Origin of the sequence: Paenarthrobacter sp. DKR-5, assembly GCF_018531425.1 — a bacterium.
Classification (GTDB): Bacteria; Actinomycetota; Actinomycetes; order Actinomycetales; family Micrococcaceae; genus DKR-5.
On record NZ_JAHBOI010000002.1, the window covers coordinates 352249 to 368604 of the forward strand.

Below are 16356 nucleotides of genomic sequence, written 5' to 3' on the forward strand. Positions count from 1 at the left end.
CGGGCCGCACGGCGTAGGCTCGGTGCATGGCCAGATACTTCGATGTGCACCCCGACAACCCGCAGCCGCGCGCCATCGCCCAGGTGGTCGAGATCGTGCGGTCCGGGGGTTTGATCGCCTACCCCACCGACTCCTGCTACGCACTCGGCGCCCAGTTGGGCAACAAGGAGGCGCTGGACCGGATCCGCACAATCCGCCATCTCGATGACAAGCACCACTTCACGCTCGTGTGCAAGGATTTCGCCCAGCTGGGCCAGTTCGTGCAGATCGACAATGACGTGTTCCGCAGCATCAAGGGGGTGACCCCCGGAAGCTACACGTTCATCCTCCCGGCCACCCGTGAGGTTCCGCGCCGGCTGCTGCATCCGAAGAAGAAGACTGTCGGGGTGCGCATCCCCGACAACAAGGTCGTCCAGGCCCTGCTGGCGGAACTGGGTGAGCCGCTGCTCTCCAGCACGCTGCTGCTGCCGGACGAGGAGGAGCCGCTCACCCAGGGCTGGGAAATCAAGGAACGGCTGGACCACGTGGTGGACGCCGTGATCGACTCCGGTGATTGCGGCTCCGAGCCCACCACTGTCATCGACTTCTCCGGCGGCAGCGCGGAAATCGTGCGCCGGGGCAACGGAGACCCTTCACGGTTCGAGTGACCGGCCGGAACGTCCGCCCTATGCTTGGCGCATGGAGGCCCCGCAGCGAACGAGTATTCACCCGGTCCTGACCCTCACGGTGAACCCTGCGCTGGACATCAGCACCGCTACCGAACGCGTGGTCAGCGGGCACAAGCTGCGCTGCGGCACGAGCCGCGTCGATCCCGGCGGCGGAGGCGTCAACGTGGCGCGGGTGATCCAGCGACTGGGCGGGCAGACCCTCGCCCTCTACACCGCGGGCGGCCCCACCGGTGAGGCCTACCGGCGGCTCGTCGAGGGCGAGCAGCTTCCCTCCGTTGTGGTGCCCATCCGCGGAAGCACCCGGCAGGACTTCACCGTCGATGAGACCTCGACCGGCGAGCAGTACCGGTTCGTGCTCGAAGGTCCGGAACTGAGCGAGGACGAGTGGCAGGCCTGCCTGGCACTCGTTGCCGCTTCCACCCCCGCCGGCGGGTATGTGGTGGCCAGCGGCAGCCTCCCCCCGGGTGTTCCCGAGGACTTCTACGCCCGGGTGGCGCGGCTGGCCCGGGACCGCGGAGCCCGCTGCATCGTCGACGCCTCCGGGCCGGCCCTGGCCGCAGCGCTCGCCGAGGGAGTGTTCCTGGTCAAACCGAGCCTGCGCGAACTGCGGGCCTACTGCGGGGAACCACTGGAGAGCGAGCAGAGCCAGCTCGACGCCGCATCAGCACTGGTCGCACGCGGGTCCGCCGAGCACGTTGCCCTCACCCTCGGTCCGGGCGGGGCAGTACTCGCTTCCGCCTCCGGCGTCCTGCGGCTTCCCGTTCCCGAGGTGCCGGTACTGAGCACAGTCGGCGCCGGGGACAGCTTCCTCGGCGCCTTCGTGCTCCGGCTCGCCCAGGGCCGGCCCGTCGACGCCGCCTTCCGGGCCGCCGTCGCCGCCGGCAGCGCCACAGTGATGACCCCCGCCACCGAACTCTGCCACCGCGCCGACGTCGAACGCCTCGAAGCGGGTTTGGCCGCCGCAGCGCCGTAAGACGGATGCGTCAGGCCAACGGTGCTGCCCAGACGATCCTGGTTCCGCTGCCGGGGGCGCTTTCGATGCTGCAGGAGCCCCCCAATGACCGGGCACGGTGATTCATGTTGTCGAGGCCGCTCACCCTGGCGGGCCGTTCGAAACCTTGGCCGTCGTCCTCGATCGTGAGCTCAAGGTTGCCGTCGGCGACGATTACCGCCACCTGCAGGCTGTGGGCGTTGGAGTGCCTCACGGTGTTGCTCACCGCTTCGGTGAGCACCGCGAACATCTGCTCGGCGAGGCCGCCGGTCACCGTTGCGTCGACCGGGCCGTTGAAACGGATATGCGGGCTCAGACCGGAACCGGCCACGGCCTGCTGCACGGTTCGCAGCACCAGGGCGGTGACCGACTCCTTGCTCTGCTCGGCGCGGAGGGAATAAATGGTGTTGCGCAGCTCCCGTATCGTCTCGTCCAGTTCCCCGGTTACGGTGTCAATACGCTCCAGGGCGATGCTGTCGGGGGTGAAGCGGCGCAGGCTTTGGATGCTCATGCCCGCGGCGAAGAGCCGTTGAATGACCAGATCGTGAAGGTCCCGGGCAATGCGGTCGCGGTCGTCCAGGAGCAGGTGCTCCTCCCGTTCCCGGTTCGCCCGCAGCAGGTCCAGGGCAAGCCCGATCCGGGACGAGTAGACCACGCTCGATTCTTCGTCCTGGCGGGAGTAAGCGGGGCTTCCTGCCTGCCGGGCGAGGATCAGCACACCGTTCGAGGTGGACTTCTCGCCGAGCGCGGTGACCAGCACCGGGCCCAGTTTCTCCTGTGCGTCCGGGCCGAGCACCTCGGACGCCTGCGCCGTCGCCGGTTCCCCGGTTCGCAGCACGCCCGAGAGCAGCCCCGACGCCGGCAGGTTTGTGCCGGCGGGCAGCGAGAGGGCGCCGACGGAAATTTCGGCACGGAAGCCGCCGGCGCCACCGGGGACTGGCATGACGGCGAGAGCCGATTCCGACACCTCAAGGGCGCGCTCCGCGACCATCACGAGATTCCCGGGATCCTCCGGGCGGTTCAGCTCGATCAGCCGGCTGCTGACTTCCATGCCGGCTTCGAGCCAGCGCCGCCTGCGCTCGGCGTCCTCGAAAAGGCGGGCGTTCTCGATGGCCACTCCGGCCGCCGCGGCCAGGGCCACCGTCAAGGCCTCGTCCTCGGCCGTGAAGTCTTCTCCCCCAGCTTTCCCTGTCAGGTACAGGGTTCCCAGAACTGAGCCGCGCGAGCGGACGGGGACGCCCAGGAAGCTTTTTAGCTCGGGGTGGCCCTCGGGGAACCCCGATGCCAAGGGGTGTTCCCACAGGTCATGCAGCCGCAGAGGTTCGGGCTGCCGGCTCAGGTCCCCCAACAGCCCCTGCCCCGCGGGCAGCTCGGCGATCAGGCACGCCGTTTCTTCATCCATTCCGGCAGTGACAAAATGGCTCAGCCGGCTCCGGCCGTCGTCCACCACGCCGAGCGCCCCGTACTGTGCTCCCACAAGATCGCAGGCGGACTGCACGACACGTTCGAGCACGGTCGGCAGGCTAAGGTCCTCCACCAGGGACATCACGGCCCAGAGCAGTCCTTGGACGTGCTCCTGGATGCGGATGAGCTCGTCAGCCCGGTCGATGAACTCGTCCATCAGCTCCCGGGTGTGCCGGCGCAAAGGTTCACGCCACATCAGCACGACCTCCCGCCGGCCGGGACACCTTAAGGGCCGGCGGCACGAAGCGCGGATCACGGGAAGCGGCCGCAAGGGGGAATCGGATGCTCATGGCACTCCAAAGGACAAACTCTCCCGCAGCGGACTGCTTCACCGCGGACCGTGTACTCCCCAGCTGAATACAGCCGTGACGATACCAAATTTGACCTCAGGACCGATAGGTACCGCGCCCTGCCGGAGGCTCAAGCGCTGGAGGCAGCCGTCAGTCCGCCTTCCTGGCCCGGCTCGGCTGCACCCGCGGCGGCTCCCCCGGCATTTTCGGGTAGTCCGGCGGGAAGGGCAGCTCCCCGAGCCCGTCGGCGACGTCGCGTTCCCACCACTTCAGCAGGACGTCGATCGTGCCGGGCTTGGCGTGCATGTCCGCCCACGGGTCACCCGCGGTGCGGAGCCGCTCGGGGACCGTCATGATGGTGAGGTTCTTCGGGTCGACCGTCTCCAGTTCGTCCCACGTGATCGGGCAGGACACGGGTGCGTGCGCCAGCGCCCGCGGGCTGTAAGCTCCGGCGATGGTGCGGTCCCGGTTGGCCTGGTTGAAATCGACGAAGACCTTCCGGCCCCGCTCCTCCTTCCACCACGCCGTCGTGACGTTGTCCGGCATCCGGCGTTCCAGTTCGCGCGCCGCGGCGATGACGGCGTGCCGGACCACCTGGAACTCCCGGGTGGCTTCGATCGGCGCGTAAAGGTGCAGTCCCCGGTTGCCGGAGGTCTTGATGAACGGCTCCAGCCCGGCCTCCTGCAGGACCTTCCGCAGTTCGAGGGCCGCGGGCACGGCGTCGTCGAAGTCCGTCCCGGGCTGCGGGTCGAGGTCGATGCGCAGCTGGTCCGGGTTGTCCGAATTCTCCGCGCGCGACGGCCACGGGTGGAAGACGATGGTGTTCATCTGCACCGCCCACACCGCGGCGGCCGGCTCGTCGATGACCAGCTGCGCGTGGGACCGCGCACTCGGGTAGACCACCTTCACGGAGCGGATGAAGTCCGGCGCACCCTTCGGAGGGTTCTTGGAGAAGAACTGTTCGCCGTCGATGTTGTCGGAGAACCGCTGCAGGGAAATCGGCCGGTCCCCGTTCGCGGCGACGAACGCTTCGCCCACGTCAACGATGTACTGCGCGAGGTCCAGCTTCGTCAGGCCCAGGTCCGGCCAGAGGACCCGGCTCGGGCTGGAGATGCGCATTTCGCGCGGACCGTGCGGGCCGTCAACGGTGATGGTGGTCGCTTCGCTCGCCATGGGAACAACATACCCCTTGCACCTTTTCCGCCCGCGCGGGGGTGACGGCGTCGCCGGGAGGCGGATCCGCGATGCTCAGCGCAGGGTGCTGTAGGCCGGGCAGAAACCCGTCGTCGCCATGCCGATCATCGCGCCGGCGTCGTCGGGCGTCACATGGGAGCCGAGCGTGATGAGCCGCGACACCTCGTCCTTATAGGAGGTCCCCGCCTTGAACGCCTTGCAGATGCTCTTGGCCACGTTCAGGGCATCGGAGTCCTTGTCTTTGGGGTAGCGCTGGTGCCAAGCGTCGAGGAACGCCGACTCGTTGGAACTGGGCTCCGAGGGGGCGATGGAATAGCCCGAGCAGCCGGTGAGCATCAGCAGCGCGGCGAGGGCCGCGGGCCCCCGAATCCGTTTCATGCAGGAGAGTTTACGTCGGCGACGCCGTGCGGGTACACCGGGGGCTGCCATCGGCCGCCGCGGAGGGACCCCGCCCGCGGAGGGACGTAGAGCAGCACGCGCACACCCGCAATGGGGAGTTCTCCCCATCGCGGTGTTTCGGCGCTGGTGGGAGTATTTGAATTGAACGTTGACGAATGTTCGCCGAGCGACCGCCTGACTTGAGACCCCGGGCGGTCGCTCGAAACGTTTAACGGCCGCCTACGCCCGCGGCTTGGTCCGGGCGGTGGCCGGCGCCGTCCACGGATCCTCCGGCCAGGGATGCTTCGGGTAGCGGCCCCGCATCTCGGCGCGCACCTGCGCGTACGGTCCGGACCAGAAGGACGCGAGGTCATCCGTGACGGCCAGCGGCCGGCCCGCGGGTGAGAGCAGATGGAACAGCACCGGGACCCTGCCGTCCACCAGCCGGGGCGTCGCGGCCCAGCCGAAGCATTCCTGCAGCTTGACGGCGACCACCGGACGCCCGTCGTCGCCGGCCTCCGGGTACTCGATCCTGGCCCGCGAGCCGCTGGGCACTGCGAGCCGCTCCGGGGCGAGTTCGTCGAGCCGGGCCGCCTCCGGCCAGGGCAGCAAGCGCCGCAGCGGTTCGGTGAGGCTGATGCTTCCGGCAGGGAAGCCTCCGGCCAGCACGCCGAGTTCCGGCGCCAGCCAGTCATCGAGCCTGGCCAGCAGAGCCTGCTCGGACACGTCGGGCCACGGTTCGCCCAGTTCCCGGTGCAGGAGCGCGAGCCTGCGCCGCAGCGCATCCGCCGCGGCGGACCAGCCGATGACGGCGAGCCCCTCCTTTTCCAACGCACGGGCGACTGCCGCTTGGCCCTCCTCGGGGCCCGGCCGGACGGGGGTTGAACTCAGGACGATCGAGCCCAACCGTCGCTCCCGCCGTGCGGTCACGCGCCCCAGGCTGAACTGCGCCTCCAGCGCCTCGGCCAGCAGGCGCCCTGCGGCGCACTCCGCAAGATCGGCGGACAGCGGGGCCGCCGCGCGGATCACGGCGCCCGTGCCGGCCGCGTCGCGCCCCTGCGCGCGGGACACGTCGGCCACCGCCAGCCACTCGTGTCCGGAGAGCGAGCTGCCCGCCGGCAACCCGGCCCTGGTCCCGGACGTGAGGAGGTAGCGTTCGGGCCCTTCGCCCGGAACCCGCCGCGCGACCCGGTCCGGGAAGGCAAGGGCGACGACGAAGCCCACGGCGTCCGCCGCGGGCACAGAACCGGGCGGCAGTGAGGGTGCAATGCGCCCCGTATTTTCCTTGGCCAGGCGTTCCATGCGCCGCGCGTCCTCCGCCCAGCGGCGGGCCGCCGGATCCTTGGACGTGCGGAGCGTCCTGAGGAGGCGGACGAGGTCCGCGCCGGGGGCGCGCTGGTCCCCGGCGACCAAGGCTACGATTTCGGCTGCCGGCCGGTGGCCGACGACGGCGGCGCCGTCGAGCAGCGCACGGGCCAACCTCGGGTCCGCCGGAATCCTGGCAAGGACGCGGCCCAGATCCGTCGCCAACCCGTCCTGTCCTGCGGCGCCGAGCTCCCGCAGCACTTCGACCGCCTCCTCCATCGCGGCGCTGGGCGGGCTGTCCGGCAGGGCCAGGCCCCGGCCGCCGGGCACGCCCCAGCAGGCGAGGACCAAAGCAGCGCCGGTCAGGTCCGCCACCAGGATTTCCGGCGTGGGGTGCGCGGGCGCGGCGCCGAACGTCCGCTGGTCGTAGCAGCGCACTACGCGGCCCGGTCCCTGCCGGGCGGCCCGCCCCGCCCGCTGGTCCGCGGAAGCCCGCGAGCAGGACACGGTGACCAGGCCCGACATGCCGCGGGCGGCGTCGCGCCGCGGCTCGCGCGCCAACCCCGAGTCGATCACCAGGCGCACGCCGGGGACGGTCAGGGAGGACTCGGCCAGGTCCGTGGAGACGACGATCCGGGGCCGGCCGCCGGCTTCCCGGCCGGAGACGGCCCTGTCCTGCTCGTCCGCACCGACCTGCCCGTGCAGTTCCAGCACCTCCGCCGCGGTGAGCCCCCGCAGCCGCCGGGCAACGTGGGACACCTCCCGCGCCCCGGGCAGGAACACCAGCGCGTCCGTCTGCGGGTCCGCCGCCAGCGCCCGGGCGTGCGCTGCCGCGGCGGCCTCCGCCACATGGTCGAGGAAGGCCGTAGCCACTCCGCGGTCGTCGAGCCGGGCGCCGGCGGAGGGGCGCCACTCGGTCTCCAGCGGGTACAGCGCGGAGGGGCAGTCGACGACGGGCGCCGGGCGGCCGCCGCCGGGCCGTCCGATCAGGGCGGCGAACCGCGGCGCGTCCAGCGTGGCCGACATGGCGACGAGGGCCAGGTCCCCGCGCAGTTCGCGGACCTCGCCAAGCAGGCCGAGCAGCAGATCCGTTTCCAGCCCCCGCTCGTGGACCTCGTCCAGCACTACCGCGTCGACGCCCTCCAGGCCCGGGTCCGCCAGCAGCCGTCCGAGCAGGATCCCGGGGGTGACGAACTCGACGAGCGTGCCTGGACCGCTCCGGCGTTCACCGCGCACCGTGTAGCCCACCCGTTCCCCCAGCGGGCTGGCGTCCAGCACCGCCAGGCGGCGGGCTGCTGCCCGCGCGGCCACGCGGCGCGGCTGGGTGACGACGACGCGCGGCCGGCCTCCGGCCGCGGCAGTCCTCGGCCTGCCGTACACGAGGTTGGCGAGCAGCGGCGGCACCAGCGTCGTCTTTCCCGTCCCCGGGGGCGCCTGCACCACAGCCGTTGCGGCGGTGCCGCCTCCCTTCAGCACCGCGGACAGCTCCTCCAGCGACGCTGCGAAGGCCAGGTCCGCCCCGATCGACTCGAGGTCGAAGGGCCGGACCGGCGGCAGGGGCGGGCTCACCACCCTGCCGTGCCCGGGCCGCCCTTGAACGGGCCGATGATCCGCTTGGTGATCCAGCCGCCGTAGAAGTCACCTTCCTGGGAGGTGACCTGTTCGCCGTCGACCTCGCAGGAGTCCATGTGCTTGGGATACAGCGCCACCCGCATGCTCAGCGCCTCGAAGCCGCGGGCAGGTTTCGGGTAGGTCCATCCGCCGCGGGGAACGGTGACACCGCCGGCAACGACGTCGAAGTAGTGCGCTTCGCCCTTGAACTCGCAGAAGGTGGTGCCACGGGCAGGGACGAGGACACCGGCAGGAAACGCGTCCAAGGGCAAGTAGTAGACAGGGGGATGACTCGTCTCCAGGACGCGCACGGCGTCGGTGGTGTCGGCGATCACCTGCCCGCCAAGCCGCACGACGACCCGTTCCGACCGGGGCTCGACCCTTGGCGGCCGCGGGTAGTCCCACACGGATTCTTGAGCTGCAGTCATGCCCCCATGATCCCACCTGCGGGCAGCGGTAGTTTGGTGGGATGACGGCCAGCTTCAGGTACGACGTCGGGATTCTGCATCTGCTCGTGTCGCCCGCGCATGCCTATTTCGGCCGGGCCCGGGAGGGCGCAGCCGACGTCCCAACCACCGACGCGGAGCGGGTGCAGCTGGTCGCCGGCAAGGGCATCGTCGGTGACCGGTTCTTCGGCAAGGCGGCGCACATGGACGCCGCCGTCACCGTGTTCGCCGTCGAAGCCCTGGAATCGATTGCCGCCGAACTGGGAACCACGCCCTTCGACCCGTTGCTGACGCGCCGCAACGTGGTGCTTCGGGGTGCTGAGCTGGCCCCGCTGCTCGGCCACGAGTTCGCGCTGGAGTCCGACGGCGGCCTGGTGCGGCTCAAAGCCGGGCGGCCGGCCCACCCCTGTGCCTGGATGGACGCGGTGCTGGCCCCCGGCGCCCATAAGGCCATGCGCGGGCGTGGCGGGGTGCGGTGCCAGGTGCTGTCCGACGGCGTGCTGCTGCACGGGCCTGCGGTGCTGATCAGCCCGGTGCCGCTCGATCCGAGCCACGCTGGTGCAGCAAACCTGCTGCGCCCGTCCCGGTTGCCCTAGCGCGACACGCGTCCCGCCAGCCGGACGGGGCCAGGCTTTCGTAGACTCAACTCAGACTCGGCTTGTCTCTGACAGACATGCCCGCCACAGGAAGAGCCATCAATGAAGATCATCGTCCTCGTAAAGGAAGTCCCCGACACCTACGGGGACCGCAAACTGAACCTCGAAACCGGCCTCGCGGACCGCGAAGCCAGTGAGACGGTCATCGACGAGATCGGCGAGCGCGCCCTGGAGCTCGCGCTGAAATACGCCGACGCGAACGAGGGCACCGACGTCGCGGTCCTGTCCCTGGCTCCCGAGAGCGCGACGTCGACCATCCGCAAGGCGCTGGCGATGGGCGCGGGCAGCGCCGTCCATATCGCGGATGAGGCGCTGCGGGGCGCGGACCTGGGGCTGACGGCTGAAGCCCTCGCTGCGGCGATCCGACGGGTGGAATTTGACCTGGTGGTCACCGGCAACCTCTCCACCGACGGATCCGGCGGCATGATTCCCGCGATGCTCGCAGAATTGCTCAACGTGCCGCTGGCTACCGGCCTGAGCTCCGTGGAGATCGGCGACGGCGCGGTGTCCGGCACCAGGATCATTGACTCGGGTGTGCAGCAGGTGTCCGCGCAGCTGCCCGCGGTGATTTCCGTTACCGAGGCGCTTCCCGGCCCGCGCTTCCCCAACTTCAAAGGCATCATGGCAGCGAAGAAGAAGCCCGTTGAAACGCTCACCCTCGCGGACCTCGGCATCAACGCGGAGGACCCGGACGCGGCGCGTTCAATCATGCTGGCGGTTGCGGAGAAGCCCCCGCGCGCGGCGGGAGTCAAGATCACCGACGAGGGCGACGCCGGCCAGAAGCTCGCAGACTTCCTGATTGAAAACCGACTGGCCTGAGGAGCAACGGCATGACTGAATTTCCTCGTGACGCGATCCTGGTCGTCGTTGAAACCGGAGCGTCCGGCGAGCTCGAAAAGGCCGCAGCCGGACTCTTTGGCGCCGCCGCCGCGGTGGGCACACCGATTGCCCTCGTCCTGGCGTCGCCCGGCTCCGGAAGCGCCGCCGCCGAGGAGGCCGCGGCCCTCGGCGCCGCCCACGTGTTGATCGCAGAGGCTCCCGAGCCGTCCGCACTCGACGCCGCCGGCGTCGACGCGCTTGCCGCAGCGGCCGAGCAGGTGCAGCCCGACGCGATCCTGATCTCGCATTCGCTGAACGGACGCGACCTTGCGGGCCGTTACGCGGCCCGTTCCCGGGCGGCCGTTTCCGTGGATGCCGTCGGCGTCTCGCGCGATGACGAGGGCGTGGTGGCCCACCACTCCGTCTACGGCGGCGCCTACAACGTGACCTCGACCTCCACGTTCGGGGCACCGGTCATTACGGTGCGCCAGGGCTCCATCGAGGCGCGGGCAGCGGCGCGGCCCCCGGCCTCGGAGACCCTGGCGGTAGCGCCTTCCGGGAAACCGGCCGCACGGATCGACTCCTTCGAGGCGGCTGTGGCTGCGACGTCACGGCCGGAACTGCGCGGCGCAGCGAAGGTCGTGGCGGGCGGCCGCGGCCTCGGGTCGGTGGAGGAATTCGCCCTCGTTGAACAGCTCGCCGATGCCCTCGGCGCCGCTGTCGGCGCTTCGCGTGCGGCAGTGGACGCCGGCTACGTCCCGCAGTCGCAGCAGGTGGGCCAGACAGGGGTCTCCGTGTCCCCGCAGTTGTACATCGCGCTCGGCATTTCCGGTGCGATTCAGCACCGGGCCGGGATGCAGACCGCCAAAACGATCGTCGCCGTCAACAAGGATGGTGACGCGCCGATCTTCGAGATCGCCGACTTTGGGGTGGTGGGTGACGTCTTCAAGGTGGTCCCCCAGCTCATCAGTGCCCTTGAGGCCCGGAAGAAGTAACGATGGCAACTCAGTCTGGATCCATCCGGCGAGGCCTGCCGCGGGTACGCGGCGGGGAACCCTGGCCGCCCGCCGGTGATGCGCCCGCACGCGCTGTCGCGGTCGACGTCCCTTCCCCCACCCTCCCTCCGGCGAACACCCCTGAGGTGAAGGCGGCCACGGCTGCGCGGCAGCTCCGCCGCGGCCTCCCGCGCGTGCCGGGCGGCGAGCCTTGGCCGCCGGCGCGGACGGTTCAGGCACCGGCGACGGCTCCTGCTGCGGCGTTCGCAGCTGCTCCGGTTCCGTTGCCCGCGGCGCCGACGCCGGCTCCGGCTGTGGCTCCGGCCGAGACTGAGGCCGGGGCTCCCGCAATGCCCACGCCGGCGTCAGGAGCCACCCCGCTTCGTCGCGGGCTCCCCCGCGTCCCCGGCGGCGAGCCGTGGCCCCCGGCCGGGTTCGCTCCCGCACCCGTTGCCGCCGCCCCGCCGGCGGCTCCGAAACTGGTCTCCCGGAGCGAGGCCCCGGCAGCGCCCGTTGTCCCGACGCCCGCCGCGGCTGACGAGGCCGTTGCCCCCGCTCCCGCATCCCCAGCTCCGGCCCCCGCCGTCGCGCCCACCCCCGCCGTCAAGCCGCCTCCCGCCGTCGCGCCTGCCGCCGTCGAAAAGCCCGGGAAGCCAGCGGCCGAACCTCGGCTCTATGGAGCACGCACCCTGGGCCAGTGGACCAAGCGGATGATACTCCTCGCCGTCGCCGCCGTGGCCGCAGCCGGGATTCTTGTACTCGCCGCCCGCGGCGTGACGACGCTGCCGGGCGTGCCGGAATTCCTCAAGAAGTACCCCGGCGCGTACAGCCTGCCCGCTACGGCCGAGCCCGGCTTCCCATGGTGGACGCAGTGGGCGCACTTCCTGAATGTCTTCCTGATGGCGCTCATCATCCGCTCCGGCTACCACGTGCGCACCCAGCAGAAGCCGCCTGCGTACTGGACGCCGAAGCGCGGCGGCAAGAAGATCAGCATCAACCTGTGGCTGCACCAGGCGCTCGACATCGTGTGGCTGGCCAATGGCCTCGTCTTCGTGGTGCTGCTGTTCGCCTCCGGCCGCTGGGTGCGGATCGTGCCGACCAGCTGGGAGGTGTTCCCGAACGCGGCCTCCGCGCTCCTGCAGTACATGACCCTGGACTGGCCGGTGGAGACCGGCTGGGTGAACTACAACAGCCTGCAGCAGCTCATGTACTTCATTGTGGTGTTCATTGCGGCTCCGCTCGCCGCCGTCACCGGTGTGCGCCTGAGCGAATTCTGGCCCAAGAACGCCAAAACCCTGAACAGGCTCTACCCGATAGAGGCCGCCCGCGCCGTCCACTACCCCACGATGCTGTTCTTCGTGGTGTTCATCCTCATCCACGTGTTCCTGGTGTTCGCGACCGGTGCGCTGCGCAACCTGAACCACATGTTCGGCGGCACCGACGCGGTGAACTGGGCAGGGTTCTGGCTCTTCGCGGCCGCCATCGCGGTCACGGCCGCCGGCTGGTACGCGGCCCGCCCGCTGGTGCTCGCACCGCTAGCCAGGCTGTTCGGCCAGGTGAGCAGCCGCTAGGCTTCACCTCCCTGGGTGCCCTTCCCCGGGTGACCTCCCTGAGGCGGCTAGCTCAGGACGATGACCGAGCGTCCCACGGACCCCGCCGTCAGGGCCTCCAGCGCCTCCTGAACCTGATCCAGCCGGTAGGTATCGCCGAGGAGCTTGTCCAAGGGGAGCCTGCCGGAGCGGTACAGCTCCAGGATCCGCGGAACCTGCACTCCGATGTTGGACGAGCCGTAGAGGCTGCCCTCCAGCGACTTTTCGGACTGCACCAGGTTGTTGAGCGGCACGCTCACCATGTCGTTGGGATTGCCCAGGCCGACGGCGAAAGTGGTTCCTCCGGTGCGCAGGCTGGCCATGGCTTGCTGGATGGTGGCCTGTTTCCCGATCGCTTCGATGACCCAGTGGACGCCGTCTCCGGTGATGGCCTTCACCGCGGCCACCAGATCGTCCTTGCTGGAATTGATCACATGGGTGGCGCCGAGTTCCATGGCCTTTTCGAGCTTGTCGTCGGCGATGTCGGCCACGATGATCGGTGAGGCGCCCACCAGTTCGGCGCCGATCACGGCCGAAAGCCCCACGCCTCCGGCGCCGATGATCAGCACCCCTTGGCCGGCGGCGCCGGTCATCCGGTTCAGCACCACTCCCATCCCGGTAATGACAGCGCACCCGACGATGGCGGCAATCTCGGAGGGGACGTCATTGGGGATCTTGATGACTGATTCCTGCGACACCACGCAGGCCTCCGCGAAGCAGGAGACGCCCATCAGGTGGTGCACGGCCTCGTCGTCGAGCGAGAGGCGGGTGCCGCCGCGAAGCAGGCCGTTGGACTCCCCATGCACCCGGCCTTGGACGCAGAGCGCCGGCCTTCCGCTGGAGCAAAACTCGCACTGCCCGCAGCGTGGGCGCCAGGTCAGTACCACCTTGTCGCCCGGCCGGACGGAGGTGACGCCGGGCCCGGTTTCTTCCACGATGCCTGCCCCTTCGTGGCCGAGCACGATCGGTGTCCGGCAGGGAAGGTCGCCGTTGAGGTAATGCAGATCGCTGTGGCACACACCGGCCGCCTCGATCCGCACCCGCACCTCGCCCGGACCCGGGGCGTCGAGGGCAAGATCGAGCACGCTCAGCGGCTCATGGGCCGCATGCAAGACGGCAGCTTTCACCCTGACTCCTTCATCGTCTGAACCCGTCAGGGGCCGCGGTGTGATCCACGCCATTGCGGGCTGTCCACAACACTATGGGCGGGCAGACCGCGCTGTTGTCAAAGCACGTCCGCCGTCCGGCGGGTGAAGACCAGGTGTAGGACCCCGCTCGGGGATGGGGTCGCTTCGATGTCGAAGCGTTCTTCGAGGCCCTCGAGCCCGTCCCAGAGCCGTTCACCCCGGCCCAGGACGATCGGAACGACGACGACGTGCAGGTGGTCGATCAGATCGGCCTCAAGGAACTGCCGGACAGTGCTGACGCCGCCACCGATCCGGACGTCGAGGTCACCGGCCAGGGCGCGGGCCTTCTCGAGCGCGGTGGCTGGGCCGGCGTCGACGAAGTGAAAGGTTGTTCCGCCTTCCATCTCCAGCACCGGCCGGGGATGGTGTGTCAGGACAACAACGGGGGTGTGGAAGACAGGGTTGTCGCCCCACCACCCCTTCCATTCCTCGTCCTCCCACGGACCGCGCTGGGGGCCGAACTTGTTGCGCCCCATGATCTCCGCGCCGATCCCGGGCCCCCATTGGCTGGCGAACGCCTCGTCGACGCCCCGGGATGGTTCCCCGTCGCCGGGGAGGCCCATCTCGCGGAAGGTTTTCGTCCCGAAAGCCCACTCCATCAGCCGTGAACCGGCGTGGCCGAACGGAGCCTCAAGTCGCTGGCCCTCGCCCGCGCCGAAGCCGTCGAGGGACACCGAGAAGTTGTGCACGCGGACGAGGGACATGTCATCTCCTGAAGTAGTGGTCGCCGGCCCCTATTGGACCCAGTCGGCGTCATCGTACGGGTTGGTGAAGTGCGCGCGCAGGTATTCCCCGACGACGGCGGCGCCGAGCTCCCCCACCTCCGGCGCCACCACCCGGCCGTCGATCCGCCGGGCCATGCGCTGCACAAACCGCCCCAGGCCCGGGTCGTTGCCGAGCCGGAAGAACGTGGCCTGCGTGCCCGCGCGTCCGAGCCGGTCGAGTTCGGCGATCGTGACCCGGATCGTCTCCGGGTCCGGCGGCCAGGAGAACCACGGCTCGCCCTCGGGCAGCAGGTGAGCGGTCGGTTCGCCGTCGGTCACCACGAGCAGGACCGGCTGCATGGACGGGTGCCGGCGGAAGAATCGGCCGGCCAGCAGCAGGCCGTGGTGCAGGTTAGTGCCCTGCTCCCGCAGCGCCGGCAGGGCCGTGAGTTCGCCGATGTCCATGGTCTGTGCGTAGCGGCCGAAGGTGATCAGCTGCAGCCGGTCCCCGCGGAACCGGGTGGACACGAGGTGGTGCAGGGCGAGCGCCGTGCGTTTCATCGGCACCCAGCGCCCCTCGGCGGCCATCGAGAAGGACACGTCCACCAGCAGGACGACGGCGGCCTGGGTGCGTGCCTCTGTTTCCGCCACTTCGATGTCGTCCGCCTTCAGGCGCAGACCCCGGCCGGGCGCACCGCCCTCGGCGACCGTGCGGTTGATCGCGTTCGAGATGGTCCGGGTGACATCCCACGGCTCGGCGTCCCCGAACTGCCAGGCGCGGCTGGAGCCGGTCTGCTCCCCTGCCGCACCGGCGAGCCGGGTGTCGCGGCGCCCCTGCCTGCCGGAGAGCTGGCGGGCGGCGTCCCGCAGCAGGGACTTTCCAAGCAGCCGCATCGCCTGCGGGGAGAGCCGCAGGTCGCCGTCGGCGCCGCGCCGCAGGTAGCCGCCGTCCTGCATTGCCCGCTCGATCTCCGCGAGGGTGCGTGCCGAGACGGCTGCGTCCGGACCCAGCTGGCGGGCGAGGGCGTCCAGGTCCAGGTCGTCGAGGCGGGATCCGCTGTAGGACTGCGAGAGCTGTTCGGCCAGCTCGTCGAGTTCGCCGAGGTCCTGCAGCACTCCGGTCCCGTCGCCCAGCCCGAGCCCTTCCTCGCCCTCGAATTGTTCGGAGCCTGACCAGTCCTCCCCCGGTCGCAGCGCGCGCAGGCTTGAGTCCAGCTGGTCCAGCTGGTCCATCAGGGCCGGCGAGCCGAAGGCCTGCGCGGAGAGGCGCATCAGCTCCTCCCGCTGCTCCGGGGACATGGACCGCAGCATCCGCTGGGCTGCCGCAGCCCGCTTGGCCAGCGCGTCGATGAGCTCCTCGACGGACTGCGGGTTCTCCGGGAAGTACTGGCCGTGCCGCGCCATGAACTCCTGGAAGTCCTCGTCGGTGTCCTCGTTGCGGCGGTGCTTGTCGAGCAGCTCATTGAGGTCGCGAAGCATCTCGCCCACGGCCTCGCGGTCCTCGTCCGTCGCGTTCTCGAGCGCTTCCTTCATGCCGGCGAACCGCTGCTCGAGCACCTCGCGGCCCAGCAAGTCCTTGATCCGTTCGTAGGCTTCCCGCGCGGTGCTGGACTGCCAGTCGTAGTTCGCCAGCTCGTTCACCGCGGCGGCCGTCGAGCTGGGCAGGTTCTGCAGCTGCATCTCGCGGAACGCGCGGTCCGTGTCGTCCATCATCGCGTCGCGGGCGAGTTGCTTGCGCTCCTCCAGCACCGCGGTGTCGAGCAGCTTTCGGACCTCGTTGAGGGTGCCGTCCAGGTTGTGGCGGCCGAGCAGTTCGTTCCGGCGCTGCTGCACCCGCCGGGCGAGGTCATCAAGACCCTCCCGGTTCCGGCCGCCGCGCCGCAGGAACTCCTGCAGGGCGTGCCGGGGCGAGTAGCCGGCCATCACGTCCTCGGCGACGGCGTCGAGCGCCTCCGTCAGGTCCACCGGCGGCGCGAGCGGATCGGGCCCGCCGGCGTACCGGCCGTACTTGGAGGACCGGTGATGCACGCTCATGATGAGGCCTCTCCCTGGTGCTGGC

General features: G+C 70.2%; 14 protein-coding genes. 6 read left to right on the forward strand and 8 right to left on the reverse strand.

Annotated features, from left to right (window positions below):
* Nucleotides 1–26: 26 nt before the first annotated feature.
* Complete coding sequence (locus tag KIH31_RS05035) at nucleotides 27–647, forward strand: L-threonylcarbamoyladenylate synthase (RefSeq protein WP_214425981.1); 621 nt, start codon at nucleotides 27–29, stop codon at nucleotides 645–647.
* A 31-nt stretch (nucleotides 648–678) separates the two neighbouring features.
* Nucleotides 679–1641: a 1-phosphofructokinase family hexose kinase gene (locus KIH31_RS05040; protein WP_214425982.1), complete on the forward strand. Its 963-nt coding sequence runs from the start codon at nucleotides 679–681 to the stop codon at nucleotides 1639–1641.
* A 10-nt stretch (nucleotides 1642–1651) separates the two neighbouring features.
* Here the strand turns inward: KIH31_RS05040 and KIH31_RS05045 are convergent, their stop codons facing one another.
* From KIH31_RS05045 to KIH31_RS05065, 5 genes are all read right to left on the reverse strand, one after another.
* Nucleotides 1652–3319, reverse strand: a complete 1668-nt coding sequence (locus KIH31_RS05045; RefSeq protein WP_214425983.1) for a GAF domain-containing sensor histidine kinase — start codon at nucleotides 3317–3319, stop codon at nucleotides 1652–1654.
* Nucleotides 3320–3563: 244 nt separating this feature from the next.
* The gene (gene ligD, locus KIH31_RS05050) at nucleotides 3564–4586 is read right to left on the reverse strand and encodes a non-homologous end-joining DNA ligase (protein ID WP_214425984.1); all 1023 of its coding nucleotides are present in this window, start codon (nucleotides 4584–4586) and stop codon (nucleotides 3564–3566) included.
* Nucleotides 4587–4661: 75 nt separating this feature from the next.
* Nucleotides 4662–4985 carry a DUF732 domain-containing protein gene (locus KIH31_RS05055; protein ID WP_214425985.1) on the reverse strand — a complete coding sequence of 108 codons (324 nt, stop codon included), beginning with the start codon at nucleotides 4983–4985 and terminating at the stop codon, nucleotides 4662–4664.
* Nucleotides 4986–5225: 240 nt separating this feature from the next.
* Entirely contained in the window at nucleotides 5226–7859 is a 2634-nt protein-coding gene (gene hrpB, locus KIH31_RS05060; protein ID WP_307857548.1) for an ATP-dependent helicase HrpB, read from the reverse strand.
* Nucleotides 7856–8329 carry a DUF427 domain-containing protein gene (locus KIH31_RS05065; RefSeq protein WP_214425987.1) on the reverse strand — a complete coding sequence of 158 codons (474 nt, stop codon included), beginning with the start codon at nucleotides 8327–8329 and terminating at the stop codon, nucleotides 7856–7858. Before KIH31_RS05065 ends, hrpB begins: the two co-directional genes overlap by 4 nt.
* Before the next feature lie 41 nt (nucleotides 8330–8370).
* Between KIH31_RS05065 and KIH31_RS05070 the strand changes: the two genes are divergently transcribed.
* From KIH31_RS05070 to KIH31_RS05085, 4 genes are all read left to right on the forward strand, one after another.
* A complete protein-coding gene (locus KIH31_RS05070) occupies nucleotides 8371–8943 on the forward strand; it encodes an MOSC domain-containing protein (protein WP_214425988.1) in 573 nt (190 codons plus the stop codon).
* Nucleotides 8944–9045: 102 nt separating this feature from the next.
* Complete coding sequence (locus tag KIH31_RS05075) at nucleotides 9046–9822, forward strand: electron transfer flavoprotein subunit beta/FixA family protein (RefSeq protein WP_214425989.1); 777 nt, start codon at nucleotides 9046–9048, stop codon at nucleotides 9820–9822.
* An 11-nt stretch (nucleotides 9823–9833) separates the two neighbouring features.
* Nucleotides 9834–10817, forward strand: a complete 984-nt coding sequence (locus KIH31_RS05080) for an electron transfer flavoprotein subunit alpha/FixB family protein (protein WP_214425990.1) — start codon at nucleotides 9834–9836, stop codon at nucleotides 10815–10817.
* A gap of 2 nt (nucleotides 10818–10819) precedes the next feature.
* Nucleotides 10820–12388, forward strand: a complete 1569-nt coding sequence (locus KIH31_RS05085) for a cytochrome b/b6 domain-containing protein (protein ID WP_214425991.1) — start codon at nucleotides 10820–10822, stop codon at nucleotides 12386–12388.
* 47 nt (nucleotides 12389–12435) lie between these two features.
* On the opposite strand, the gene KIH31_RS05090 is transcribed toward KIH31_RS05085, so the two are convergent.
* The 3 genes from KIH31_RS05090 to KIH31_RS05100 form a co-directional block, all read right to left on the reverse strand.
* The gene (locus KIH31_RS05090; RefSeq protein WP_307857549.1) at nucleotides 12436–13533 is read right to left on the reverse strand and encodes a Zn-dependent alcohol dehydrogenase; all 1098 of its coding nucleotides are present in this window, start codon (nucleotides 13531–13533) and stop codon (nucleotides 12436–12438) included.
* A 98-nt stretch (nucleotides 13534–13631) separates the two neighbouring features.
* Nucleotides 13632–14297, reverse strand: coding sequence for a dihydrofolate reductase family protein (locus tag KIH31_RS05095; RefSeq protein ID WP_214425993.1), 666 nt, complete (start codon nucleotides 14295–14297; stop codon nucleotides 13632–13634).
* Between the two features lie 30 nt (nucleotides 14298–14327).
* Nucleotides 14328–16331 carry a VWA domain-containing protein gene (locus KIH31_RS05100; RefSeq protein ID WP_214425994.1) on the reverse strand — a complete coding sequence of 668 codons (2004 nt, stop codon included), beginning with the start codon at nucleotides 16329–16331 and terminating at the stop codon, nucleotides 14328–14330.
* Between the last annotated feature and the right edge of the window lie 25 nt (nucleotides 16332–16356).